Source organism: Bradyrhizobium canariense (assembly GCF_019402665.1).
In the GTDB taxonomy this organism is placed as follows: domain Bacteria; phylum Pseudomonadota; class Alphaproteobacteria; order Rhizobiales; family Xanthobacteraceae; genus Bradyrhizobium; species Bradyrhizobium canariense.
In genome coordinates, this window is the sequence record NZ_VSST01000050.1 from 24,797 (window position 1) to 48,795 (window position 23,999).

The following is a 23,999-nucleotide window of genomic DNA, read 5'->3' on the forward strand; positions in this document are numbered from 1 at the left end:
ATGTCGGTTCCGAATGGTGTGGAGCGCTCTTCGCAGAACAGCGGGGTGAGGCGGTTGACATTGGACCATTGCATGGTCCATTTTATGAAACTTGAGGAAGGACAATGAGATGCGGGTCTCCGTCACCGACGCAAAAGGACAATTGACCGATCTTGTCCGCCGCGCAGAGGCCGGCGACGAGGTGATCCTGACGCGGCATGGACATCCCGCGGTGCGGCTCGTCCCGGTCAGGCTTCCGCCGGACCGCGCCGCCCGCCGGACCGTGCTCGAGGCGGCGCGAAGGACCGGCGGGGCCAAAGCTATCCCCGGACCGAGCGCCGCGCGCAGTCAGGACTTTCTTTTCGGCGATGACGGACTGCCGGAATGATCGCGCTCGATACCTCCGCGCTGATGGCGATCGTGCTCGACGAACCGCAGGCCGATGCTTGCATCACCGCGTTGGAAACCGCCGACGAAATCCTGATCTCGGCGGCCTCCATTGCAGAAAGCCTGATCGTCGCGGCACGGCGGGGCGTCGACGAAGAAATGAACAAGCTGATCAACGATCTCGGTTTGAACGTGATCTCGGTGACCCAAGCATCGGCCGAACGCGTGGCGCAGATCTACTCGCGTTGGGGCAAAGGCATTCGTCCTGCCGGTCTCAACTTTGGTGACTGCTTCGCCTACGATGTCGCCAAGGAGCATGGCTGCGCACTTCTTTACGTCGGCGACGACTTTGCCAAGACGGATATCGTTGCGGCGGCGTAAGTCGACGACTGCCGCGGCGGCGACTTACCGGCCGAACAGAAAAGCCGCGGGGCACCCGTCAGGCTGTATGGCCGGGATCGACGTGCTTCGGCGTTTTCTTGTCGCGTTGGGGCGTCATCTTGGCCGGATCCGGCGCATCCGGCACGCCACGCGGCCCGAGCTGGTCGCGCTGAATGTCGTCTTCGGAGCGGGAGGGTTCAATGCCGTTCGGCTCACGGGGCTTGGTCATCGCAGCCTCCTGAAGTGTTCTGCTCGGAGTGTCCGGTCAAATTCCCAGCGCGTTCTCGCCGGCTTCGCGGCCGGGCACGCTGACATGGACTTCGTGTCCCTCGCGAAGCGCCAGCGATGCTGCGGCAACCGCCGACTCGAAAGCCGCCTCCTTGGTGCTGTATCTGTTCTTGACGTCGCCGTCGTGCAGCACGCCCCATTCGTCCTGCACCGGCACGATCGTGTATTGCGCGAGGCCCATGGTGTAACTCCTCGAGATCTATCGCTGCGTGAGCTGCGGGTGCGCGGCGGTCACGCGCCAAACCGTGTTGCCGCTGTCGTCGGCGACCAGCAGCGCGCCGGTCTTGTCGATGGCGACACCGACGGGCCGCCCGCGCGCGTGGTTGTCGCTGTTGAGGAAGCCGGTGACGACATCCTGCGGCGGGCCGCTCGGCTTGCCGTCCGTGAACGGCACGAACACGACCTTGTAGCCGTTCAAGACCTGCCTGTTCCAACTGCCGTGCTCGCCGACGAAGGCGCCGCCGCGATAGGCGGGCGGCAAACTCGCGCTCGTGTTGAAAGCCATTCCAAGCGGCGCGACATGCGAGCTCAGCGCGTAGTCAGGCACGATCGCTTTGGCAACGAGGTCGGGTCGCTCCGGCTTGACGCGAGGATCGACGTGCTGGCCGTAATAGCTGTAGGGCCAGCCATAGAAGCCGCCGTCCTTCACCGATGTCATGTAGTCCGGCACGAGATCGGGACCGAGCTCGTCGCGCTCGTTCACCACCGTCCATAGCGACCCGGTCTGCGGCTCGAAGCTGAGACCGTTGGGATTGCGCAAGCCGCTCGCGAAGATGCGCCAGCGGCCGCTGGCACGGTCGACCTCGAGGATCGCGGCGCGATTGTGCTCGGCCTCCATGCCGTTCTCGGTGATGTTGCTGTTGGAGCCGACGCCGGCATACAACTTTGAACCGTCGGGGCTCGCGACCAGGCTCTTGGTCCAGTGATGGTCAATCGGTCCGCCCGGCAGCGGCGTCAGTACCGTGCCCGGCGCGGTGATCTTGGTATCGCCTTCGGTGTAGGGATATCTGACGATCGCATCGGTGTTGGCGACATAGAGATCGTTGCCGACCAGCGCGACGCCGAACGGCGAGTTGAGATGGTCGAGGAAGACGCTTTGCGTATCCGGGACGCCGTCGCCGTTGCTGTCGCGCAGCAGCGTGATGCGGTTGCTCTCGCCGGTGTCGCCGCCGGATGTCGCCCAGGACTCGACATATCCCATCACGATTTCCTTGGGCCGCTTGATCGGAGCACCCTTCGGCGCCTTGGATTCCACCACCAGCACGTCGCCGTTGGGAAGCACGTAGAGAAATCGGGGGTGCTGCAAGCCGGTCGCGAAGGCCTTGGCCTGCAAGCCCTGCGCAACGGCCGGGGTCTCGTCCTTTTTCCAGCCGACGATGCGGGCGATGTGCATCGGGGGCAGCCAATATTGCTGGATGTCGGGCAGCGTCGGGTTGGCGCCGGTTTGCGCCTTGGGATCGCCACTGCCGTCATTGCAGCCGGCGAGACACAGCAGCGAGGCGCACAACAGCGCCCTAGCGATTGCGGAGTTCATCGCGCAACTCCTACACCGTGGCGATACACCATGGCCCAGCCGAGCCAGCCGGTGACCGGCAGGATCAATACGGTGATGGCTGAAAGAATGAGCCCGGTCGGCCACACCGAGGTCCAGGCATCGCGCGTGTGGATCAACGCATTGATGGTTGCCAGGATCAGCGCCAGCGCGTTGCCGATCAGATGCGGCCAGGCTGGCGCTTGTGCCCGCACCAGGCGGTTGCCGAGGAAATCGGTCAGGCCGGCGATGGCGGCCAGCACGCCGAAGATGACGCCGACGACCAGAAGCCAGGCCGAAAAATCCGCCCACATGATCTCGGCACTGACGACATAGGCGATGTCGGTCAGCAGCGCCCCGATGAAGCACGCGATTGGGATCGGCACCAGCATCGGATGAATCGGATGGCCTGCGATTTGCGCGGTCGAGCGCACACGCAAATTGTCTTGCACGATTGACCTCGTGTGACTTTCGCCCCGCCCGACGGCCAACTCATGCTGGCGGTGAAGGTTCCTACGCTTGCGCAGTCACCGGCGTGCCGCCTGATACGCCGCGGACGCCCGCTTCCCCGGGCTAACCGACGATTTGCATCAGATGCACGCAGGCATCCGCCATGTCGTCGCGAGCTCGTGCCCTCGAAAAACGCAACGCAATTTGAACTCAGTGATCCCCGATCCCCGCAACGCCGATACCGGTTATCGCAATGCCGCCCACACCGTCACCGGCCGTCCTGTCGAAATGCCAAGCTCCAGCCGACATTGGGACTGACCTGCCCCCGGAGAGGGTCGGTCCATCGAGATGCAACAATTGTTGGGATGGAGCGGGTGAAGGGAATCGAACCCTCGTATTCAGCTTGGAAGGCTGCTGCTCTACCATTGAGCTACACCCGCGACAGGGGCTCCCTAACACGGCCGGGCGGCGGTCTCAACTGCCCAAGATCAACGGCCCAACACAAGATCAACTGCCCAAGAGTCGGCTTTCCAGCGCCTTCCCGGCCCTGCGAACAGCCGCTGGTTCCTCCCGACCCGCCTCCCCTTAACAACACCGGAATTGCTGCCTATATTGAAATCTTCCGCAACCAACGAAAGGAGGTGATCCAGTGTCTTTTACCAAGCGCTGTCACCTCGCTGGGATCGCCCGCTAAGCTTTGAATAAAGGCTTGGCATCGGGGCGCTCTCAGCCCTGGACCAGCGAGCAACAAATCGGGCGCGACGGGGGCCTCTCCGCCGCGCCTTTTTCGTTGGCATCGCGCCTGCTGTTCAGGGGAGCGCCTCGCCGGCGAGCACCTCGCGGATCCTCAGTGACAGGTCCGCCTTCCGGTACGGCTTCCTCAGCAACGCAACGCCGGAACCGAGATGACCCTCGTGGTCGAGGGCGTTGTCGGTATAGCCGGACGTATAGAGCACTCTCATCCCCGGGCGGAGGCGCCGCACGGCCTCGGCCAATTCCTGCCCGTTCATGCCGCCGGGCATGATGATGTCGGTGAACAGCAGATCGAATTGGGCGCCCTGCTGCACCAGCGCAAGCGCGGTTGCGCCGTCGCCGGCCGCGAGGGTGCGATAGCCGAGGCTGCCAAGCTGGGCGATGACATAGCCCTGCACCAGCGGATCGTCCTCGACGACGAGAATCGTCTCGTGCCCGCGTGCCGCCGCGGGCGCCTGCAGTGGCCCGGTCCTCGTCTGCGCTCCGCCCGCAGATCGCGGCAGAAACAGCCGAATCACGGTGCCGCGGCCTTCCTCACTCTCGATCGCAACGCTGCCGCCGCTCTGCTTGGCGAAGCCGTAGACCATGCTGAGGCCGAGCCCGGTGCCGCGACCGACCCCTTTGGTGGTAAAGAACGGCTCGAACACGCGGTCGCGGAGGTCGGCGGGGATGCCATGACCGGTGTCGGCCACCGCGACCATGATGAAGGCGCCGCACGTAGCGTCGCCGTCACCAGCACCATCCAATTCGCGGTTTGCCGTCTCGAGCGTCAGCGTGCCGCCGCCAGCCATCGCATCGCGCGCATTGACGGCGAGATTGATGATCGCCGACGACAGCTGCGACGGATCGGCCATCGCCGCCCAGGCGTCGTCCGCGAGGCGGGTGACGATTTCGACGTTTCCGCCCAGGATCGGCTTCAACAGCTTCGCCGTCTCGAGCACGAGGCCGTTGACGTCAAGCTCGCGCGGCTCCAGCGGCTGGCGACGCGCAAAGGTCAGGAGCTGTGAGGTGATCTCCGCGCCTCGCGCCGCCGCATCGTCGATGAGCTGGGCGATCGCGGCGAGGTCGGGCTTGTCCGCCAGCCCCTCACGGATGATCTCGATGGTGCCGGTGATGACAGTGAGCACGTTGTTGAAGTCATGCGCGACGCCGCCGGTGAGCTGGCCGATCGCATCCATCTTCTGCGACTGGCGAAGCCGCTCCTCGGTCTCGTGCTGCTCGGTCAGATCGGTGGCCGAACCACGATACCCCATGAAGCGTCCGTCGGCGCTGAACACCGGCCGGCCGTTGACGCTGAAATGGCGCGCGCGGCCAGCCGCATCGCGGCCGCGATATTCGAACTTGCGGAACGGCTCGTGGCGATCCAGCGTCGCCAAGTGAGCGCGCCATTTCTGGGGCTCGGCATCGCGGTCGAAGGCGGCGTCTGAACGGCGCCTCCCGATCAGCGCCTTGTGGTCCATGCCGAAAGCATCGGCCCGATCTGAAATGTAGGTGAACACGTGATCCGGGCCGGTCTCCCAGAACCAGTCGGATGCGGTCTCGGCATAATCACGGAAGCGCTGCTCGCTCGCGCGGGCGTTCTCCTCGGCGCGCTGCCGGATCTTCAGGTCACGCTCGAGATTCCCATTGGCCTCGCGCAGCTCGCCATAGGCATGTTCGAGGTTGGCGCACATGGCGTTGAAAGCAACGACCACCTTGTCCAGCTCGTCGGCCTCGTAAGGCGACCGGCGCTCCAGGCGCAGCGGCGGCGGCGGCCGTCCGAGGCTGTATTTGCCGACGTACTCGGCGATGGCGACGAGATGCCGGGTCACCAGCAGATGAAACATGTAGATGATGAACAACGAGACGAGGAACGTCTTTGCCGCCTGGCTTGCCAGAATGACGAGGGCCCTGTTCAGCAATTGCTGATAGACGTCGGTCAGCGTCGCCTCGACCCGCAGCGTGCCGATGGCGCGCGAGGTCCCCTGCACCATGGTGCTCAGCGGAAATTCCCGGGTCATGATCGAACGGGTGTTTCGCTCGCCGACTTCGACACGGATCGGATTGGGCCGATCGACGATCTCGCGGACCTCCGCCGCACGGATGTCAGGCAGCCGCAGAATGCCATCGAGCTGGAGCTTGAGCTGGTTCTGGTCGAGATTCCATAGGCTCTCTCCGAGGCTGCCCGTGGTGCTGCGGCCGATCTCGTCTAGCCGCGTCTCGATCAGTCCGACCTCACGATTGTAATCCAGATAGAGCTGGAGCGCAGTCAGGGTCAGCGTCACGACCGATGAGAACAGCAGCACGGCGGCAAGCAGCCGGGGCCCGACGCCGCTGCGCGACCAGTTGAAGATCCGCGACAGGAGCGCCGCGAACATCGGAGGCGCGAGCGCGGCGCCGATGCCGGTCAAATCCTGCTTCGCAGCCACCGGCGCAATGGCGCGGCGGCGCTTGGTATCATCGTCACCTGCGTTGCCCATGCACCACGTCCCCGAAAATGGCGGCACCTGCTCAGCCGGCCGACCGCAACCGCGAGCAAAGTGAACGGTTGAGGCCCTGCCTCAGCACGCGGTGCGCGTGGCGATCCTGTCGGCCGATGATCCTATCGGCCCTTGATCCTGTCGGCCCTTGGGCGGCCTGAGTTCGACGGGGTCATATCTTGCGCCCAGCAGCAGGATTCCCGGGCAAAGTACCACCTCGCGTGCTAGAATGACATCGGTGAAAGTCCGGAGCTCGCCCGCACAGCGGGAACGTGCTGTCAACGTTGCGGACTGGCGCAGCTGCCATCTCCGGTAGATCGCGCGGCCCCGGAATCCGATGTTAGCAGGGCACGCCCAAAAGGCATGGCCAGGGAGATGCGTCATGAGGCGGATAGTCGTGGTCTGCCTGTTGCTGCTCGCGGCAGGCCCGTCGCAGGCGCAAGAAGTCATCCGGCTCGCACGCATCGCCGATATTCCCGACCAATATGTCGGCGGCGAGATGCTCCGCGCGGTTTATGCCAGGCTGAACATCAAGCTCAAATTCGAGGATGTCCCCGGCAAGCGCGCGCTCGCGCTGTCGAGCACCGGCCAGGTCGACGGCGAGGTCCAGCGGATCGGAACGCTCTCTCGCGACTACCCGACGCTGATCCAGGTGACACCTGCGATCAATTACATCGAGCCCGCTGTCTTCACCACGAAACTGCAGTTCGACGTCGCCGGCTGGAATTCAATCAGGGACTACAGCATCGGCATCGTACGCGGCGTCGGCTCGTCGGAAGCCGGTACGCGCGGCATGACCCGGGTCACGGCGACGACAAGCCTCGACAACATGGTCAAGATGCTCGATGCCGACCGCTTCGACGTGATGGTCACCGACCTCTTCAGCGGGTTGGCTGCGGTGAAGAAACTCAATCTCCAGGCCAGGATCCATCCGCTCTCGCCGCCACTCGAGCGCATCAGCATCTACCACCATCTGCATGAACGGCATCGCGATCTCGTGCCGAAGGTCGGAAGGATGATCGAGCAGATGGAGACGAGCGGCGAACTCGCCCGGTTGCGGGAAACCCTGATCAAGCAGGTGCTGAGCGGGATGTGAGACGCGGTCAGTTCGTGCGAGTCTGCTCCCGCACCGCAACCGCGTCGGGTCTAGAAGCCGCAAACGCTCATTGCGCGCGGGCGCTTGCCGCGCCGGCTTTCGAGGATGCGCTCGCCGCCGCTCTCGGCCGAGCTGCCGTAATAGCGGTGGTGGCCGCTCTGGTCGTGCAGATCCGCGGCGTCCGACTTTCCCGCCCGACGCGCGTCGCAGATGATCTTGCAGATGATCTTGATGGTCGACATGGCCGCCTCCGAAGTGTTCTTAGTGGCCATCAGTCGCGCCGATTTCGAGCGGCGTTCACACCTTTCGGCCGCAATCGGGTTTCGGGAAGGTTTCGTCGCCGCACCCCGCGACGCAATATTTTCCTCAAGCCCATTGTCGGCTGCGACGGTGGTGATACGTCCTTCGGACGCGCGCAGCGAAAATCAACGAGGTGACGATGCTTTACGCCATCCTGGCCTATCACGTGGAAGACGAGATCTTGTCCTGGACGCCCGAGAAGGACGCCGCGGTCGTGGCCAAAGTCATCGAGGTTCAGGCACCGCTGCGGGCAAGCGGGCATTTTGGCCCGGCCGCCCGCCTGGATGAGACCCGAAAGGCCCGCACCTTGCGTGGCCCCGGCGCGGGCGTCGTGCTGGACGGCCCGTTTGCCGAGACCAAGGAGCAGCTTCTGGGCTTCCACCTCGTCGAATACGACACGGACGAGGAGGCGATCGCGGCCGCGCGGACGCTGCGTCAGGTCAATCCGTCAGCGGTCTACGAAATTCGCCCGGTCAAGCTTTACGTGCCGGCCGACGGGTTCGGCACGACGCAAGGCTGAGCCGCGGCCCTACGCGTCCGTCCCGGTCGGCCCGACATAGAAGCGCTGGATCAGCAGGCCGCCGAAGGCGATGAACCACACGAACGGCGCGACCTGCGGCGCGAACGCCGCAACGACCGTGCCCGGAATAAACACCAGCAGCGGAAACAGCGAGGCCATGATCTCGTGGCGCCAGCCGCCCAGGATCCTCCACCACAGCCAGGCATTGAGGCCGGCGATGGTGGTCAGGTGCAGGCCGTAGAGCACGGCGACCGCACTGCTCGTGGGGTAGTTGGTGTAGAGGCCGTTGGTCACCGGCAGCAGCACGATCGACAGCAGGAAAAACAGATTGAGGATCACCGCGCCGCGGCTGCCGACGGGCTGGCGCGCCAGCCGGCGGTGATGGCTGATCCAGAACACGCCGGCGATGATGAAGCTGAGCGCAAGACCCGCGAGCTTGCCGGAATAGACCCGGGCCAGATCGTTCCAGTCGGGCGCGCTTGTGAAGACCGCGGCCCTGGGCAGATCGTAGGCGAGCAGCGTCATGGCAACGCCAAAAATGGTGTTGCTGAGCGATTCCAGCCGTCGCATCTCGAACTGGTCGGATTTGAGCTCGGTCATGCCGGGTGGCGCTTTTCGGAATGGAACCTTGGGCCGTCTTGTCCCTAGGTCTTAACATCGGTCCCGTCCAGACGCATTGCGATTCGCAGCGGGATCGCCGAGTCTGGCTGTTTCACCGGGGCGATTCGTGGCGACATATCTGGACACGCTCAATGCGGAGCAGCGCCGCGCCGTGGAGCATGGTGTGGCCGATGGTGCGACCGTGGGCGCGCCCCTGCTCGTCATCGCCGGTGCAGGCTCCGGCAAAACCAACACGCTGGCCCATCGCGTCGCGCACCTGATCGTCGCGGGCAGCGATCCGCGCCGCATCCTCCTGATGACGTTCTCGCGGCGCGCCGCGGCCGAGATGGCCGGCCGGGTCGAGCGCATCGCCCGAAAAGTGCTTGGCGAGAACAACGCCGCGATCATGCGCGACGCGCTCAGCTGGGCCGGCACGTTCCACGGCATCGGCGCACGGTTGCTGCGCGAATATGCCGAGCGGATCGGCGTCGATCCTGCCTTCACCATCCACGACCGCGAGGATTCCGCCGATCTGATGAATCTGGTCCGGCACGAGCGCGGATTGTCGAAGACAGAGAGCCGCTTTCCCGCCAAAGGCACCTGCCTGTCGATCTACTCCCGCTGCGTCAATGCCGAGATGGAGATCGAGAAGGTTTTGGGGGCGCATTATCCCTGGTGCGCAGGCTGGGCGCCCGAGCTGAAGGGCCTGTTCGCGGCCTATGTCGAGGCCAAGCAGGCCCAGCACGTGCTCGATTACGACGACCTCCTGCTCTACTGGTCGCAGATGATGAGCGATGCGACGATCGCGGAAGAAATCGGCGGCCGCTTCGATCACGTCTTGGTCGACGAATATCAGGACACCAACCGCCTGCAATCCTCGATCCTGCTGGCGCTGAAGCCGGACGGGCGCGGCCTCACCGTCGTCGGCGACGACGCGCAGTCGATCTATTCGTTCCGCGCCGCCACTGTCCGCAACATCCTGGATTTTCCGCAGAGCTTCTCGCCGCGCGCCGAGATGATCACGCTCGACCGCAATTACCGCTCGACGCAACCCGTGCTGGCAGCGGCCAACGGCGTCATTGGCCTGGCGCGCGAGCGCTTTACAAAGAACCTCTGGACCGACCGCGCCGGCACGCAAAAACCACAGCTCGTCACCGTGCACGACGAGGCCGACCAGGCCCGCTACATCGTCGAGCAAGTGCTGGCCACTCGCGAGCAAGGCGCGCTGTTGAAGCACCAGGCGGTGCTGTTCCGAACGTCCTCGCATTCGGGCCCGCTGGAGATCGAGCTCACCCGCCGCAACATTCCCTTCGTCAAGTTCGGAGGGCTCAAGTTTCTCGATGCCGCGCATGTCAAGGACGTGCTGGCACTGCTGCGCTTCGCTGAGAATCCGCGCGACCGCGTCGCCGGCTTTCGCATCCTGCATCTGTTGCCGGGCATCGGACCTGCGACGGCGCAGCGTGTGCTCGACCAGATGGCGGAGAGCTCCGATCCGCTCGCCGCGCTCGGCCAGCTCCCGGTGCCGCCGCGCACCGGCGCGGACTGGACCGGCTTCGTCCGCACCATCGAAAATTTGCGCTATTCGGAATGGCCGGCTGACCTCGAACGCGTGCGGCTCTGGTACGAACCGCATCTCGATCGCCTGCACGAGGATTCCGAGACGCGCCGCGCCGATCTGATGCAGCTCGAGCAGATCGCGAGCGGCTATGCCTCGCGCGAGAAATTCCTGACCGAGCTCACGCTCGATCCACCGGATGCGACCAGCGACAAATCCGGGCCACCCTTGCGCGACGAGGATTATCTGATCCTCTCCACCATCCACTCCGCCAAGGGCCAGGAGTGGAAATCGGTGTTCGTGCTCAACGTCGTCGACGGCTGCATGCCGTCGGATCTCGGCGCCGGCACCAGCGCCGAGCTCGAGGAGGAACGCCGCCTGCTCTATGTCGCGATGACGCGCGCCAAGGACGACCTGCACCTCGTGGTGCCGCAGCGCTTCTTCACCCACGGCCAGGCAGCCAAGGGCGACCGCCACGTCTACGCCTCGCGCACCCGCTTCATCCCGGAGCAGCTGGTCTATCTGTTCGAGCGCACTGCCTGGCCGAAGGCCGGGGCAAGCGCAGCGCGCACCGCCGCGCAAGGCCCGAAGGTCGACATCGGCGCTCGAATGCGCGGAATGTGGCGGTAACGCCGGCTACGCGCCCAGCCGGTCGAACTGGACCTTGCCTGCCTTCATCACCATCGGGATGTGCTCGCCCTGGCCGAGCAGGCAGGCAACATCGCGCAGCGGATTGCCGTCGACCACCAGCAGGTCCGCAATGGCTTCGGGCATGATGCGCCCGAGCTTGCCCTCCATGCCGAGCACCTCGGCGCCGACCAATGTCGCGCTGGCGATGACGGCGCGCGGACCGAGAATCTCGGCGCGGATGCGGAATTCGTCGCTCTGCAGACGCTGCGACGGTCCGAGCAGGTCGCTGCCGAACCCCATCTTCACGCCGGCATCGCGATAGATCGTGAGCGAACGCAGGCCGGCGTCGCGGACATCGGCGATCTTGGCCACGCTTTCGGGCGGCAGGCCGTATTGGGCGCCCTCGTTGGCCAGCGCCTCGTAGGTGACGAGCGTCGGCACCACATAGGCGCCCTTCTCGGCCATCAGTTGCGCGGTCGGAGCATCGACCAGATTGCCGTGCTCGATGGTGCGCACGCCGCAGCGAATGGCGCGTTCGATCGCAGCAGCGGTGTAGGCGTGGGCGAGCACATAGGTCTGACGCCCGCGCGCCTCCTCGACGATGGCGCGGATCTCGTCCTCGGAGTAGCCGAAGGCGCCGACCGGGTCGGTCGGTGAGGCGACGCCGCCGGAGGCCATGATCTTGATCTGGTCGGCGCCCATCTGGAGCTCTTCGCGGGCCGCCCTTCGCACGCCATCGACACCGTCGGCAACGCGCGCCAGCGCGCCGACACGCACGCAGCACGGGCACGGTGCGTCGCTGGCGAGGTAGTCCGAGCGGGCCCGCATGTCGCCGTGGCCGCCGGTCTGGCTGAGCGCACGTCCCGAGACGAACAGCCGCGGTCCGTCGGTGAGCCCGGTCTCGATCGCCTGCTTCAGCGCATGGCCGGCACCGCCGGCGTCGCGCACGGTGGTGAAGCCCCGCCGCAGCATGCCGCGCAGCAGCAGCGTCGAGCGTAGCGTCACCAGCACGTTGGGCATGTGCACCTGCTGCGCCAGATTGAGTTCGACGGCGATCGCATGCACATGCAGGTCGATCAGGCCGGGCATCAGCGTCTTGCCCTTCAGATCGATCGTGCGGTCGGCTTCCACCTGGAGCGGCCGATCGGAGACCTCCTTGATCAGACTGTCCTCGACCAGCACGTGATGTCCCTCCAGGAGGTCCGGCTGGAGCGGATCGAGCAGAGCGGCGTTCTTGAAGAGCACACGGGACATGACGACTTCCTGTCTGATCAGGACTGGATGAGCAGCGCGGGCAGAGCGAGCTGGGCGAATGGAAGACACGCAGCGACATCGTCCTCGCCGTACCAGCCTGCTTCATGGAGCAGATTGAGCGAGCCGAGCGTGCGCCCGCGCCAGCGCACGGGCATGTTGAGCACGCTCGCGCAGCCGAGCGAAGCAATCAGCTCGTGATCGGAAAACACCTCGCGCAGATCGTCCCGGGTGCGGCCGATATAGGCCTCGCCGCGGTCCAGCACAGCCTCGGTCCACGGCCCCGGCGCCAGGCGTTTGCGTCCGCCCGCCGGGTAAGGTCCGGGGAGATTGGAATACACCCGCGCTGCTTCCCTCGTGTCGTCGTCATAGGTCAGGATCGTGAACAGCTTGTGGCCGATCGCCGATTTCAAGGCGTCGTCCAGCGCCGAGTACAGGGCATCCGGCTGATCCGCCCTGCCCTGCGCGGCCGCCACGGCGCAGAGCAGCGGATCGGACCGGCGTTTTGTTTCCCTCACGCGACTTCACCCGCCGCAATCTCTTCCAGCGAACGGCCGCGCGTCGGCACCCCCATCAGCACCACGGTGAGCGCGCCTAACAGCAGCACGCTTGTGGTGAGGCCGAAGACGCCGGCGAAGCCGAAATTGGGATAGAGATAGCCGACCAGGATCGGCGAGACGATCGCACCGATGCGGCCGATCGCGGAAGCGAGCCCGGCGCCGGTGGTTCTGACCGCCGTCGGAAATACCTCGGCGGTATAGGCATAGACGCCCGCATAGGTGCCGTTCATGAAGAAGGACAGTAGAATTCCCGCCACCATGATGTGCTGGTCGCTCTGCGCGAAGGCGAGGCCGAGCGCGCTTGCGCCGCCAAGCACCATGTAGGAGGCGATGGTCGCCTGCCGGCCGATGCGCTCGTTGAAATACGCGGCACTGAAATAGCCGGGAATCTGCGCGCAATAGATCGCGATCGAATAGGCGAAGCTCTTGGTGATGCTCATGCCGTTCTGGACCAGAAGGCCGGGGATCCAGACGAAGAAGGAATAGTAGCTGAACGTGATCGCAAGCCACATGATCCAGGTCATGATGGTGATGCGCGCCTGGCGGCCGGCGAGGAGCGCGGCGAAATTGGCAAGCAGCGTCCCACCAGTCACGGCAGGCGCCGCGGCTTCGACGACCGGTTGTGGCAGGACATGGCCTTGGCTCGCAAAGCCGGCCTCAATCCTGTCGAGCACGGCTGCGGCTTCCTTCTCACGGCCCCGGCTTTCCAGCCAGCGCGGCGATTCCGGCAGCGCCCTGCGCCACCACAGCAGCATGACGACCGGCACCGCGGTGATCACCAGAACGATGCGCCAGCCGTTCTCATAGGCTGGCACGATGAAATAGCCGAGCAAGGCCGACGCCACGAAACCGAAGGAGAAGAATCCGGCCAGCGCGCCGGTAAAGCTGCCGCGGTAACGCCGTGCGACGAATTCCGCCAGATAGGGCGCAATGATTGCGCTCTCCGCGCCGGTGCCCATGCCCGCGACGACCCGGGCGGCGAAGAAGGACGACCAGTCGTTCACCGCCGCGCTGACGATGGATGCGACGCAATAGAGCGCCAGCGCCGACATCATCACCGCACGACGGCCGATCAGGTCACCCAGCGTGCCCGCCAGCAGCGCGCCGAACAGGAAGCCGATATAGGTGCTGCTGCCGAGCACGCCGATCTGCACGCTCGACAGATTCCAGGTCGTGCGCAACACCGGCAGGATGAACGCCAGCACCGCTGCATCCATCGCGTCGAATGTATAGCCGAGCCCGCCCATCAGCAGCAGATGCTTATGGAAACGCGCGAATGGAAGGCGCTCGATGCGCGCCGAAATCATCGACATGAAAGTCCCCCTCTGTCTGGCGGCCGGCACTCCGCTCATCCCTGGGGGAACCATAGACAAGGAGATATTATCGTCATAATTTATAATCATGATCTAGTACATTACTGTGGTGAATGTTCTGTCGTTCCGAAAGCTCGACCTCAACCTGCTGAAAGTCTTCGAGGCCCTGATGACCGAGGGCAGCGTCACGCGCGCCGCCAACGCGCTTCTGATGACGCAGCCTGCGGTCAGCAACGCGCTCGCACGCCTGCGGGACGCGCTCGGCGATCCCCTGTTCGTCAGGTCCGGCACCGGCATCCGTCCGACCCAACGCGCCGTGGTGCTGTGGGAGCCGATCGGCGAAGCGCTCGAAACCGTCCGCGGCGCGCTCGACGAGCAGGTGTTCGACCCGCACCGTGCGCAGACAGAGTTCAGCCTGTCGATGTCGGATTACGTCGCCTCGCTGGTGATGCCGAACCTGCTGAACCATTTCGGCAAGGTCGCGCCCAAGGCGCGAATCCACACCGTTCCCAACACCGTCGTGGAGATCGCCGACCAGCTCGAGGACAATCGCGTTGATTGCGTGCTCAGCGTCTATGTCAACGAGGCGCAGCAACCGGCCGCCATCCGCTCGCGCTCGCTGTGGACCGTCGACTACGCCTGTTTCATGCGGCGCGGCCATCCGGTCGCGGCGATGAAGCGGCTGAGCACGCGCAGCTTCCTCAACGCGGGGCATGTCGATGTGAGCCTCGCCGGCAAGACCTTGCCGTCCTACGACCTCTTCCTCGCCTCGCGCGGGCTATCGCGCAACCTGGTCGCGACCGTCAATCACTACAGCGCCGCCTACGAGGTGGTGCGCCAGTCCGACCTGATTGCGGTGCTGCCGAGCGATTTGCGCTCGCAATCCCGGCACGCGCCGTTCCTGCTCGCCATGCCGCTTCCGCTCAAGGCGCCGCCGCGCATCGTCAGCCTGTTCTGGCACCAGCGCAACGACACCGTGCCGGCGCAGCGCTGGCTGCGCGAGACCCTGGTCGAGATGTTCGCCAGGTCCGACTGAAGCCGCGGCCCCCCCCGACACCAAGAAGAAAGGGAAACAATGGGTTTCTCGAAGCAGCATTGCGCATCAGACCCGGCTGCTTAGCTCCAACCAAACCAATCCCCTCCCCCAGTGACAGGCGCGCAAGCCGCGCCCGCAGAGACCTCATCAATGACCGCACCGCTTGAATTCGGACTGGACACCTTTGGCGACGTCACCACAGATACCTCCGGCGCGATGCTTCCGCACGCGCAGGTGATCCGCAACGTCGTCGACGAAGCGGTGCTGGCCGACGAGCTCGGCCTCGACTTCATCGGCCTCGGCGAACATCACCGCGCCGACTTCGCGATCTCCTCCCCTGAGACCGTGCTGGCCGCCATCGCGTCGGGGACCAGGCGCATCCATCTCGGTTCGGCCGTGACGGTGCTGAGCTCGGATGATCCGATCCGCGTCTTCCAGCGCTTTGCCACGCTGGACGCGCTCTCGAACGGGCGCGCCGAGGTGATCCTCGGCCGCGGCTCATTCACCGAATCCTTTCCGCTGTTCGGTTTCGACCTGCGGGCTTACGAAGCGCTGTTCGAAGAGAAGCTCGATCTGTTCGCAGCGCTGCTGTCGCAGAAGCCGGTGACCTGGGAAGGCAAGCTGCGTCCGCCGCTCAAGGGACAGCTGGTCTATCCCCCGGTCGCGAACGGCACGCTCAAGACCTGGATCGGCGTCGGCGGCAGTCCGCAATCGGTGGTGCGCGCCGCGCATTACGACCTGCCCTTGATGCTCGCGATCATCGGCGGCGATCCCGCGCGCTTCGCGCCCTTCGTCGATCTCTATCACCGCGCGTTCAGGGAGTTCGGCCGCCCGGCCCAGCCGATCGGCGTGCATTCGCCCGGCTATGTCGCCGAGACCGACGAACAGGCGCGCGAGGAGCTGTGGCCCGACTACAAGGCGATGCGCGACCGCATCGGCAAGGAACGCGGCTGGCCACCGATGGGCCGCGACGAGTTCGTCAATGAGGCCGAGCACGGTTCGCTCTATGTCGGCTCGCCGGAGACGGTCGCGCGCAAGATCGCCAAGACCGCCAAGGCACTCGGCATTTCGCGGTTTCAGCTGAAGTATTCAGCGGGCCCGCTGCCGCATGGGAAGCTGATGAAGAGCATTGAGCTCTACGGCCGGAAGGTGGTGCCGATGGTGCGCGAGATGATGGGGTAAGGCGATCGGATCCGCTCAGTCCGTCTTCGCCCTACGGGCTTCGCCGGACACCACGCTCCGTCCTTCGCGCATCACGTTGGCTGCGCCACGCGAAGCCCGAAGGGCGAAGCGTGGTGGGGGAGGCAGGACTCGAACCTGCGAAGCCATAAGGCGGCTGATTTACAGTCAGCTCCCTTTGCCACTCGGGACACTCCCCCGCTCGACGGCAGCACAATCGGGCCGGACCTTGCCGGCGACCGAAGACGGCCATGGAACGTGAAGGCCGCGACAGCCCGGATGGGGGCGCGACCGGGCGCGGTTATCGGCGAAGCGATGGGGTAAAGTCAACCGAGGCGAACAGCTAAAATCGCCCCCGACACCACCCAAATTGCCATATTCCGGGACCCGTGACACAAGCGAGCCCATGAAGGATCGAAAATTCAACCCGAGGGGCCCCCGCGGCGGGTCTAAGCCCTTCAACAGGCCCGGAAAATCGGCCGGTCGCCCGGCCCGGCGCGATCGCGATTCGGACACCGACGGTCCCGTCATCCTCTATGGCTGGCACACCGTCACCATGGCGCTCGCCAACCCCCAGCGGCAGATCCGCAAGCTGACGCTGACCGAGAATGCCGCAAGGCGTCTGGCGGACGAGAACATCGCAACCCGCATCACGCCCGAGATCGTCCGGCCCCAGGAGATCGACCGGCTGCTGTCGCCCGACGCGGTGCACCAGGGCCTGCTCGCCGAGGCCGATCCCCTGCCCTCGCCCGACATCGAGGATTTAGAGCAGGACGGCATCGTGCTGGTGCTCGACCAGATCACCGATCCGCACAATGTCGGCGCCATCCTGCGCTCGGCTGCGGCCTTCGCCGTGAAGGCGATCGTCACCACCGCGCGCCACAGTCCGGAAGCGACCGGCGTGCTGGCCAAGGCCGCCTCCGGCGCACTGGAGCTGGTGCCGATGGTGACGGTGCAAAACCTCGCCCGCGCACTGACCACGCTGAACGAGCTCGGCTTCCAGACCGTCGGGCTGGACAGTGAAGGCAGCGCGGATCTCTCCGAGGTCACCCTGCGCGAGCCGCTCGCCCTGGTGCTGGGTGCCGAAGGCAAGGGCCTGCGGCAATTGACGCGCGAGACCTGCAGCGTCGTGGCGCGGCTCGACATGCCCGGCGAGATCAAGAGCCTCAACGTCTCGAATGCCGCCGTGCTCTCGCTCTATGTCGGCGCCAGCCGGCTCGGGCTGATGAAGCGGTGACAAAACAAAACGCCCGTCCGCATCGCGGACGGGCGTCTCGTTGGTTTAACCGATCAAGCGATCAGTAATAGCGACGCAGCACGCGGTGGCCGCCGTAGTACGGCACATGGCGCGGGGCGTAGCCGTAGCGCGGACCGTAGCCGTAATGCGTGCGCGGCAGATAGCCGGCGCGCGGGCCGTAGCCGTAGCGATACGGACGGTAATACGGGCGGCGGTAGGGATAGGCGGCCGGGGCTTCGACCGCGGCGGCGCGATAGCCATAGCCGTGCCCATAGCCATAGCCACGGCCGTAGCCGTAATTGGCGGGCGCAACCACCGCGTCCTCACGGTAGGTCGGATACGGCGCGAAGGTGCCCGGACCGGTGTAGGTCGGGCCCTGGTTGACGTGATAATATTGCGTGGTGGGCTCGGCGAGACGCTCATAGGCGCCGTAGCCGTAGCCGTAGCCGGCCCCATAACCGCCGCAGCCGGTGTTGCAGCCGGAATAGACCGGCGCGACCGGCTGGCACGGATCGAAGCCGCAGGCCGCGGCGGGCGCGGTGGCGGCGAACATCACGGCAGCCGCCGCGACCAGTCCCGAAATCATCTGACGCATTACTCTCTCCTGTTGATTTCCGTTTTTTGGATTTTGTCGTTTCTTAACCCGGCGGTCTGCCGGGCATCTCTGTACGCGGCCGCGGCCGAGGACGCCGCGGATAGTCGTTGATCTCAGGCGCGAGGATCACCGGCGGCGGATTGACGGGCACGTCCATCTGCGGCGGCAGCGGCGCCGATTGCGCGCCCCAGCTCTGGTGATAGCTCTCGGCCGGCTTGGGCATTTTGCGGTTCGCGGGCGGCTCGACCTCGAGCCGGCCATAGCCGGGCCGCAGGCCCAGCGTCGGGTAATAATGGCCGACGTCCTCAGGCTGGCGCTCGGCGATATAGCGGCCGCCATAGATCGTGGGCTGCACCTGCACGTTCTTCCCCAGGCCCCAGGTCCCCTCGACCACGGCATAGGACGCGTCGATGTTGTTGATGATGATGGGCACGCCGGGGCGACCGGGAACGACGATATCGAAGCCGCCGCCGGCAAACGCCGACGCGGGCAGTCCGATCAGAAAGGCGGCGAGCGCAGATGCGCGCATGAGAGGATCCCATTTATCCGGCGACAACCTACCCGATGGCGACGCAGAGAGGGTTAAGGCCCTCTCTCCAATTGCCGGTAAGCCTAATGTGTAAGGATTGCGCGCCGCTCAAATGCTGCAAAGCGAACTAGTGAAGCATTAACGCCGCCGGACCCTGCAGTCCGGAACCATCGCGCGTGCTCACTTCCGTTTGACTGCCGCTCACGAAAATCCGCCGGTTTCAGCGGAACGTCCGGCGTCTTCGGCGTTTAGCCCCCGTCAACAAAACGGGAGCCAAACAATCATGAACGTCAAACTTCTCGGAGCCACGGCGATTGCGGCGACCCTCGTGACGGGCTCTGCCATGGCGCAGGCCGTGATCACCAATCCCGGCCGCTGCGCGGCGCAATTCCCCAACGCCAACTGCCAGAACGTCGGACCGGGAAATCCGTACACCGACAGCGGCTATCGGCATCGTCGCGTGTCCTATCGCCAGACCAACAACGGCGACTGGAATAACGACTGGAACAGGAGCCGCACCGGCTTCTGGCCGACCGACGTCGCCGCCGGCGCGGTCGGAACAGCCGCTGGCGTGGCCGGCGCAGCCATCGGGACTGCAGGCGCAATCGCAACCGCCCCGTTCCGTGCCACGAACGACGCCTACGCCTACGACAATGGCTGGGATAACCGCGGCTGGGACAATCGCGGTTGGGACACCCGCACCTACGCCCAGCGCAACGGCTTCGTCTGCACGCCCGGCACCTGGTTCAAGGGCGAAGACGGCCGCCGGCACATCTGCCAATAAGGCGATTCAACCGAACGCGACAGATCAGGCGGCCTTCGGGCCGCCTGATTCGTGTCTGCATCGGGCATCGCGGGTTCTGGCACTTTCCGGTCAAGTCTGGTATTGCGGCGCGCACGGGTGGACGGCTCCGGCGTATGCTGGTCCCTGCCCGCTTCTCCAGGCGTCGCCGGCTTAGCTCAGCGGTAGAGCAGCGGTTTTGTAAACCGAAGGTCGGGGGTTCAATCCCCTCAGCCGGCACCAGCCTTTGAGCGCAACGCTCACTTCGAATGCTTCGGTGCGCTGCTTTGCTGGAAGTGCTCAGCGCCTGATATTTCCACCCAGGCATGTTTCGACTGTTCGAAAACCGAGCGGATGGGCGCCGGGTAGTTCGGATCCGCGGTAGCGCCGACGGCAACGCCGACCATCGCAGGCAGATTGTCCGCCTTCCAATAGACCGTCGAACCGCACTCGGGGCAAAAATAGCTGCGGACCTTGCCGCCGCTTGCGGCTGTCCGGACGTATTCGTTCGACGTCCCCGAGATCGTGACGCCCTCCGCCGGATAGAACGCACCGACCCCGAACGGCGCGCCGGTTCGACGCTGGCAGTCAATGCAGTGGCAGGCGACGACGAGGCTGGACGGTCCCGGAAGCGACAGCGTGAGCGCGCCGCACCTGCATTGGGCATCGATCATCGGAATTCACTCCACTCTCGTTGGTCCTGTGGTTCGGATGGAGCGCAGCGCGAGCCGGGCTACAATTGATCCAGCGCCCACAGCCCGAGGCTCTTGTCGCGCCAGCCGCCACCGCCCTCCTCGCAATGCTCCTTGATCAGCTCGCGCGGTGCCGGCCAGTCGAACGGCGCCTTCTCCATGTTCAGCGCGCGCCAGTCGCCGTCCTCGCAATCGCGATTGTCGTCCCATTCGGGAAACGTCGTGACCAGCAGGAAATGCGCGCCGCTGGCGCGAAAGTTCGCGACGGCGCGGGCGATATTGCCGAAACTCAAATGCACCAGGCAGTCCCGGCACAGAACGACATCCGCGCGCGGCAGTGCATCGCGCGTGATGTCGGCAACGAGAAACCGGCCGGACAACTCGCCGCCCGCCACGCGCTGGCGATTGGCCGCGATCAGCGACGGAACGATGTCGATGCCGGTGTAGTCGAGATCCAGCCTCACGCGGCCGATCCAGCCCGCGTCCCCGCAGGGCGCATCGAGCAGCGAGCGCGCGCCGAGCCGTTGCAGCAGTGGAGGAAGCACCTCGCGGACCGCTGCGGTCGCGGGGTCCTCCGAGCCGAGGCCCGACACCGAACTAGCCGCGCCCCACAGGTTGGTCTGCTCGATCCGCTCGAACCGCGCGGCGAGGCCGAGGCCCGCGAAATTGTCGCGGTCGGCGGCGAACCGCTCATGGGCGAGCACGGGTGGACGATTGGCGGTCGTCGGGCGGACCTCAAATCAAGATTCCGTCGCGAACACACTAGCAGTTCAACTGCGCGTCCGAAATCGCAGGCCTCGTCCCTCAAGCCGGCTTCTGCCACTCCATGATGTGGAAAAAGGGCACCCGGCGATGACGGGCAATTCTGTCGGGATCACCGCCCGTAGGCTGCGGCTCAACGAACAGGCGCAACTGGAGTCCGTGATCGAGCAGCAGCGTCATGTAGGTGGAGAGCGGACGATGCCAGTTCTGGACGCGAATGCCGCGCCATGTCACCCAGGTCGGCCGCTCGTCCATGTAATGATCGATGACGAAGCGCAAGACGCCCTCGCCGTCACGTGTCCAGCCCTCGGACGGACCGGCGGTGTTGAAGCTGGTCAGGTTGGCGAACAAGAGCGTACCGCCCGGCCGCAGCGCCGCCACCATCCTCGCGACAGATCCAGCGAGATCGGGCATGTCTATCAAACTGAGATAGCTGACGACCAGATCGAACTCCGCGCCGAAATCCATCGTCTCGGCTCGGCCGAGCCGATAGTCGCCCTGCGGGTCTAACTCCATGGCACGCGCGAGCAGCGCTTCGGTTGGATCGACGCCAGTGGTGCGGATACCGGCGCGCTGCATGATGCGACAGAAGCGCCCCTCGCCGCAGCCGACGTCGAGCGCATTGCGGAAGCCTCGCCCTTCGATCCGCGCCCGCATCGGCGCGTCCAGCACGAAGCGTCGGCCATAGTCGCCGTCCTCGCCCTGCTCGACGATCCAGGCGACCGCGGACGCGGCCCAGCCGTCGCTGACATCCTCGTTCATGGATCGACCTTCCGGAATGCATGTTGGCCGCGCGTGTCGCGGGCGCGGCTACTGACCATAGATTGGATCAGAGTTCAACATGAGGTAGATTGCAGGACCGATGCGCCCCACCGTCAAAGAGAAGGCCAGGATCGCCGCCGGCGCGACGGCGGCCGTCGTCATGACGGCCGTGCTGTTCGCATTCGCAATGGGATTTCTGCTGGCGCGATGAGTGCGCAGCGCGGCGGACGAAGCCGCCGCGCCGGACTCAGGCGGCGCGCACCGTGTGGAGGAATTTCCCGACCTCATCCTTCAGCCGGTTGCTGTCGGTCGCCAGCATCTTGGCGGTGGAAAGCACCTGCGAGGAGGCCGAGCCGGTCTCGGCTGCACCGCGCTGCACGTCGGCGATGTTGGTGGAGACCTGCTGGGTGCCGTGGGCGGCCTGCTGCACGTTGCGCGAGATCTCCTGGGTCGCGGCGCCCTGCTCCTCGACGGCCGCGGCAATGGTCGACGACACTTCCGAGAGCCGCTCGATCGTCGCGGAGATGTCGCGGATCGCGTTGACGGATTCCTGGGTCGCGGTCTGGATACCGGAAATCTGCTGGCTGATCTCGCCGGTCGCTTTCGCGGTCTGCTCGGCCAGCGTCTTCACCTCGGCGGCGACGACGGCGAAGCCGCGGCCGGCCTCGCCGGCACGTGCCGCCTCGATCGTGGCGTTGAGCGCCAGGAGGTTGGTCTGGCCGGCAATGGTGTTGATCAGCTCGACGACGTCGCCGATGCGCGTCGCCGCAACCGAGAGCTCGCTGACGCGCACCGTCGTGGTGCGAGCCTGGGTGACGGCCTCGCCCGCCATCCGCGCCGATTCCTGCACCTGGCGGCTGATCTCGTTGACCGAGGAGGACAGCTCCTCCGTGGCCGTCGCAACCGACTGCACGTTGCTGGTCGCTTCACCCGACGCGACCGCGACGACCGAAGTGAGCTCCTGCGCACGCTGCGCGGTGGTGGCCAACGTCGAGGACGACGCTTCGAGCTCGGTGGACGCCGAGCCCACCGTCTCGATGATCTCGCCGACCGCGCGCTCAAAGCCGTCGGCAAGGTTGACCATGTCGCGCTTACGCTGATCGGCGGCCTGCTTCTCCACTTCAACCTGCGAAGCCTTGAGGCGCTCGACCTCGATCCCGTTGGTCTTGAAGATTTCGACCGTCCTGGCCATGTCGCCGATCTCGTCGCGGCGGTCCTTCTCGGGCACTTCGGTCTTGAGATCGTTGCGGGCAAGGCCCTCCATGGCGAGCTTGAGGCGGGCAATCGGCCGTGACATCGCATTGAGGCCGATGAACAGCGCGATCGCGATACCCATGATCAGGCCGCCGGCGCTGACGCCGATCACCGTCCAGGTCGCGGATCTGGCGTCGCGGTTGATGGCGTCCTTGCTCTTGGCGACCGCCTCTGCGGTCTCGCCCACGAACTTGGCAACGCGCCCCAAGGCCGCATCCATCACCGGATCGCACTCCTTGTGCGCACGCTCGGCCGCCTTGGCATTCTCTTCCGGGCTGCTCGCGAGCGAGCCTGCCTTCAGCACCGGATCGCAGCCGGCGAACACGGCTTTCAATTGGTCGCCGATACTCTTGATCTGGCTCGCGCGCGCGGGATCGTCCTGTTCGGCTGCCTCGAGGTATTGGCGGATCTCGTCGCGGTTCTGGGTCGCGGTCTTGAGGCGGTTGGCGTTGCCCGCCTCCGTCGCCTCGGTGAAGACCGCATAGAGCGCGGCATGATAGGTCTCGGCGCGGCGCTGGGCCCGCGTCAGGTTGAGCGCCGAGGATTGCGCGGCGGAAAGCTCGGCGAAGCCGTCGACAGTTGCCGAGAGTTCGCGCGTGCCGAAGCCGGCGACGGCGACCATGGCAAAGCCCATCACGGCGACGATCAGCGCGACCTTCCACACGATTTTCAGATTGTTCAAAACGCTCATTGCAGCCGCCCCAGTGATTTTCTGCCGATGCATATTCCCAGCACCGTGCATTGGAACCAGCTGACGTTAAGATTTGATGCCAAATGTCCCGGGTAGTCTTACGGAAAACTAACTATTTTGGCTTCCGCCGTAAGCTTCGCGTAAGCTTCGGCCTATTCCGGGGCGCGAGCCGGGCGTGGAATGCCGGAACCGGTCGCCGGTGTCCTCCGTTGTCGGCCCATGCGGATCAGGGAAGAAAACCGAAACATGTTTCTGCTGGCCACCGTGACGCTGTGCTGTAGCGCCTTGGCCGCGGCAATTGCGCTGTTCGAACCGGCTCCGGCAAAGCGGCAGGCTGAAACGGCGGCGATCGACGTGCCCGCTTCGACGCCGGTTCGGGTGGTCGGGGCTCCGTTCCGGCCCAACCTCAATCCGCGGGAGCGCTAGCC

The 23,999-nt window shown here is 65.3% G+C and carries 26 protein-coding genes and 3 tRNA genes; 11 read left to right on the top strand and 18 right to left on the bottom strand.

All coding sequences use genetic code 11. The features are described 5' to 3' along the window. Positions 1 to 109 precede the first annotated feature (109 nt). Positions 110 to 367 carry a type II toxin-antitoxin system Phd/YefM family antitoxin gene (locus tag FXB41_RS26155; protein ID WP_007602915.1) on the top strand — a complete coding sequence of 86 codons (258 nt, stop codon included), beginning with the start codon at positions 110 to 112 and terminating at the stop codon, positions 365 to 367. Then, positions 364 to 747, top strand: coding sequence for a type II toxin-antitoxin system VapC family toxin (locus FXB41_RS26160; RefSeq protein WP_007602914.1), 384 nt, complete (start codon positions 364 to 366; stop codon positions 745 to 747). Before FXB41_RS26155 ends, FXB41_RS26160 begins: the two co-directional genes overlap by 4 nt. A 58-nt stretch (positions 748 to 805) precedes the next feature. Here FXB41_RS26160 and FXB41_RS26165 read toward each other — a convergent pair whose 3' ends face one another. The 6 genes from FXB41_RS26165 to FXB41_RS26190 all read right to left on the bottom strand — a co-directional run bounded on the left by FXB41_RS26165 (position 806) and on the right by FXB41_RS26190 (position 6,228). After that, the gene (locus FXB41_RS26165) at positions 806 to 976 is read right to left on the bottom strand and encodes a hypothetical protein (RefSeq protein WP_219683770.1); all 171 of its coding nucleotides are present in this window, start codon (positions 974 to 976) and stop codon (positions 806 to 808) included. 36 nt (positions 977 to 1,012) lie between these two features. Then, positions 1,013 to 1,216 (bottom strand): hypothetical protein, encoded by a 204-nt coding sequence (locus FXB41_RS26170; RefSeq protein ID WP_007611681.1) that lies wholly within the window; start codon positions 1,214 to 1,216, stop codon positions 1,013 to 1,015. A gap of 18 nt (positions 1,217 to 1,234) precedes the next feature. Next, positions 1,235 to 2,569: a PQQ-dependent sugar dehydrogenase gene (locus FXB41_RS26175; protein ID WP_219683772.1), complete on the bottom strand. Its 1,335-nt coding sequence runs from the start codon at positions 2,567 to 2,569 to the stop codon at positions 1,235 to 1,237. Further along, positions 2,566 to 3,018 (bottom strand): DUF2231 domain-containing protein, encoded by a 453-nt coding sequence (locus FXB41_RS26180; RefSeq protein ID WP_219683774.1) that lies wholly within the window; start codon positions 3,016 to 3,018, stop codon positions 2,566 to 2,568. The genes FXB41_RS26175 and FXB41_RS26180 overlap by 4 nt, the downstream gene beginning before the upstream one ends. A gap of 364 nt (positions 3,019 to 3,382) precedes the next feature. Further along, positions 3,383 to 3,456: transfer RNA gene (locus tag FXB41_RS26185), tRNA-Gly, on the bottom strand. A 369-nt stretch (positions 3,457 to 3,825) separates the two neighbouring features. Further along, complete coding sequence (locus FXB41_RS26190) at positions 3,826 to 6,228, bottom strand: ATP-binding protein (protein ID WP_219683775.1); 2,403 nt, start codon at positions 6,226 to 6,228, stop codon at positions 3,826 to 3,828. Positions 6,229 to 6,610: 382 nt separating this feature from the next. Here FXB41_RS26190 and FXB41_RS26195 point away from each other — a divergent pair, with 382 nt between their 5' ends. Further along, positions 6,611 to 7,324: a substrate-binding periplasmic protein gene (locus FXB41_RS26195; RefSeq protein ID WP_219683776.1), complete on the top strand. Its 714-nt coding sequence runs from the start codon at positions 6,611 to 6,613 to the stop codon at positions 7,322 to 7,324. A 50-nt stretch (positions 7,325 to 7,374) separates the two neighbouring features. Here FXB41_RS26195 and FXB41_RS26200 read toward each other — a convergent pair whose 3' ends face one another. Continuing rightward, positions 7,375 to 7,566, bottom strand: a complete 192-nt coding sequence (locus FXB41_RS26200) for a hypothetical protein (protein WP_219683778.1) — start codon at positions 7,564 to 7,566, stop codon at positions 7,375 to 7,377. A gap of 197 nt (positions 7,567 to 7,763) precedes the next feature. Here FXB41_RS26200 and FXB41_RS26205 point away from each other — a divergent pair, with 197 nt between their 5' ends. Beyond that, positions 7,764 to 8,144, top strand: coding sequence for a YciI family protein (locus FXB41_RS26205; RefSeq protein ID WP_007602906.1), 381 nt, complete (start codon positions 7,764 to 7,766; stop codon positions 8,142 to 8,144). Positions 8,145 to 8,153: 9 nt separating this feature from the next. Here the strand turns inward: FXB41_RS26205 and FXB41_RS26210 are convergent, their stop codons facing one another. Further along, positions 8,154 to 8,744, bottom strand: a complete 591-nt coding sequence (locus tag FXB41_RS26210; protein ID WP_007602905.1) for a TMEM175 family protein — start codon at positions 8,742 to 8,744, stop codon at positions 8,154 to 8,156. Between the two features lie 127 nt (positions 8,745 to 8,871). Here FXB41_RS26210 and FXB41_RS26215 point away from each other — a divergent pair, with 127 nt between their 5' ends. After that, complete coding sequence (locus FXB41_RS26215; RefSeq protein ID WP_219683779.1) at positions 8,872 to 10,929, top strand: ATP-dependent helicase; 2,058 nt, start codon at positions 8,872 to 8,874, stop codon at positions 10,927 to 10,929. Positions 10,930 to 10,935: 6 nt separating this feature from the next. On the opposite strand, the gene FXB41_RS26220 is transcribed toward FXB41_RS26215, so the two are convergent. The 3 genes from FXB41_RS26220 to FXB41_RS26230 are packed head-to-tail and all read right to left on the bottom strand — an operon-like array spanning position 10,936 to position 14,053. Continuing rightward, the gene (locus FXB41_RS26220) at positions 10,936 to 12,183 is read right to left on the bottom strand and encodes a metal-dependent hydrolase family protein (RefSeq protein WP_219683781.1); all 1,248 of its coding nucleotides are present in this window, start codon (positions 12,181 to 12,183) and stop codon (positions 10,936 to 10,938) included. A gap of 17 nt (positions 12,184 to 12,200) precedes the next feature. Continuing rightward, positions 12,201 to 12,698, bottom strand: coding sequence for a GAF domain-containing protein (locus FXB41_RS26225; protein ID WP_219683782.1), 498 nt, complete (start codon positions 12,696 to 12,698; stop codon positions 12,201 to 12,203). After that, entirely contained in the window at positions 12,695 to 14,053 is a 1,359-nt protein-coding gene (locus FXB41_RS26230) for an MFS transporter (RefSeq protein ID WP_219683784.1), read from the bottom strand. Before FXB41_RS26230 ends, FXB41_RS26225 begins: the two co-directional genes overlap by 4 nt. A 106-nt stretch (positions 14,054 to 14,159) precedes the next feature. On the opposite strand from FXB41_RS26230, the gene FXB41_RS26235 reads away from it, so the two are divergent. Both FXB41_RS26235 and FXB41_RS26240 read left to right on the top strand, forming a co-directional pair. Beyond that, complete coding sequence (locus tag FXB41_RS26235; RefSeq protein ID WP_311985910.1) at positions 14,160 to 15,089, top strand: LysR family transcriptional regulator; 930 nt, start codon at positions 14,160 to 14,162, stop codon at positions 15,087 to 15,089. 150 nt (positions 15,090 to 15,239) lie between these two features. Further along, positions 15,240 to 16,271, top strand: coding sequence for an LLM class flavin-dependent oxidoreductase (locus tag FXB41_RS26240; RefSeq protein ID WP_219683788.1), 1,032 nt, complete (start codon positions 15,240 to 15,242; stop codon positions 16,269 to 16,271). 111 nt (positions 16,272 to 16,382) lie between these two features. On the opposite strand, the gene FXB41_RS26245 is transcribed toward FXB41_RS26240, so the two are convergent. Next, positions 16,383 to 16,468: transfer RNA gene (locus FXB41_RS26245), tRNA-Tyr, on the bottom strand. Between the two features lie 206 nt (positions 16,469 to 16,674). On the opposite strand from FXB41_RS26245, the gene rlmB reads away from it, so the two are divergent. Then, the gene (gene rlmB / locus FXB41_RS26250) at positions 16,675 to 17,505 is read left to right on the top strand and encodes a 23S rRNA (guanosine(2251)-2'-O)-methyltransferase RlmB (protein WP_219683789.1); all 831 of its coding nucleotides are present in this window, start codon (positions 16,675 to 16,677) and stop codon (positions 17,503 to 17,505) included. Positions 17,506 to 17,566: 61 nt separating this feature from the next. Here the strand turns inward: rlmB and FXB41_RS26255 are convergent, their stop codons facing one another. Together FXB41_RS26255 and FXB41_RS26260 are read right to left on the bottom strand one after the other, a co-directional pair. Next, a complete protein-coding gene (locus FXB41_RS26255; RefSeq protein WP_219683791.1) occupies positions 17,567 to 18,100 on the bottom strand; it encodes a hypothetical protein in 534 nt (177 codons plus the stop codon). 43 nt (positions 18,101 to 18,143) lie between these two features. Beyond that, the gene (locus FXB41_RS26260) at positions 18,144 to 18,629 is read right to left on the bottom strand and encodes a hypothetical protein (protein ID WP_219683793.1); all 486 of its coding nucleotides are present in this window, start codon (positions 18,627 to 18,629) and stop codon (positions 18,144 to 18,146) included. Positions 18,630 to 18,912: 283 nt separating this feature from the next. Between FXB41_RS26260 and FXB41_RS26265 the strand changes: the two genes are divergently transcribed. Together FXB41_RS26265 and FXB41_RS26270 are read left to right on the top strand one after the other, a co-directional pair. Then, positions 18,913 to 19,413 (top strand): hypothetical protein, encoded by a 501-nt coding sequence (locus tag FXB41_RS26265; RefSeq protein ID WP_007602678.1) that lies wholly within the window; start codon positions 18,913 to 18,915, stop codon positions 19,411 to 19,413. A 165-nt stretch (positions 19,414 to 19,578) separates the two neighbouring features. Next, a tRNA-Thr gene (locus tag FXB41_RS26270) sits at positions 19,579 to 19,653 on the top strand. Positions 19,654 to 19,670: 17 nt separating this feature from the next. Here FXB41_RS26270 and FXB41_RS26275 read toward each other — a convergent pair. The 4 genes from FXB41_RS26275 to FXB41_RS26290 all read right to left on the bottom strand — a co-directional run bounded on the left by FXB41_RS26275 (position 19,671) and on the right by FXB41_RS26290 (position 23,571). Continuing rightward, a complete protein-coding gene (locus FXB41_RS26275; protein WP_219683794.1) occupies positions 19,671 to 20,084 on the bottom strand; it encodes a GFA family protein in 414 nt (137 codons plus the stop codon). A 59-nt stretch (positions 20,085 to 20,143) separates the two neighbouring features. Then, a complete protein-coding gene (locus tag FXB41_RS26280) occupies positions 20,144 to 20,806 on the bottom strand; it encodes a class I SAM-dependent methyltransferase (protein WP_219683796.1) in 663 nt (220 codons plus the stop codon). Positions 20,807 to 20,906: 100 nt separating this feature from the next. Continuing rightward, on the bottom strand, positions 20,907 to 21,626 hold the full coding sequence (locus FXB41_RS26285) for a class I SAM-dependent methyltransferase (RefSeq protein ID WP_219683797.1): 720 nt from the start codon (positions 21,624 to 21,626) through the stop codon (positions 20,907 to 20,909). Positions 21,627 to 21,873: 247 nt separating this feature from the next. Further along, a complete protein-coding gene (locus FXB41_RS26290) occupies positions 21,874 to 23,571 on the bottom strand; it encodes a methyl-accepting chemotaxis protein (protein WP_219683799.1) in 1,698 nt (565 codons plus the stop codon). Positions 23,572 to 23,817: 246 nt separating this feature from the next. On the opposite strand from FXB41_RS26290, the gene FXB41_RS26295 reads away from it, so the two are divergent. Beyond that, positions 23,818 to 23,997 carry a hypothetical protein gene (locus FXB41_RS26295; RefSeq protein WP_198288282.1) on the top strand — a complete coding sequence of 60 codons (180 nt, stop codon included), beginning with the start codon at positions 23,818 to 23,820 and terminating at the stop codon, positions 23,995 to 23,997. Positions 23,998 to 23,999: the final 2 nt, after the last annotated feature.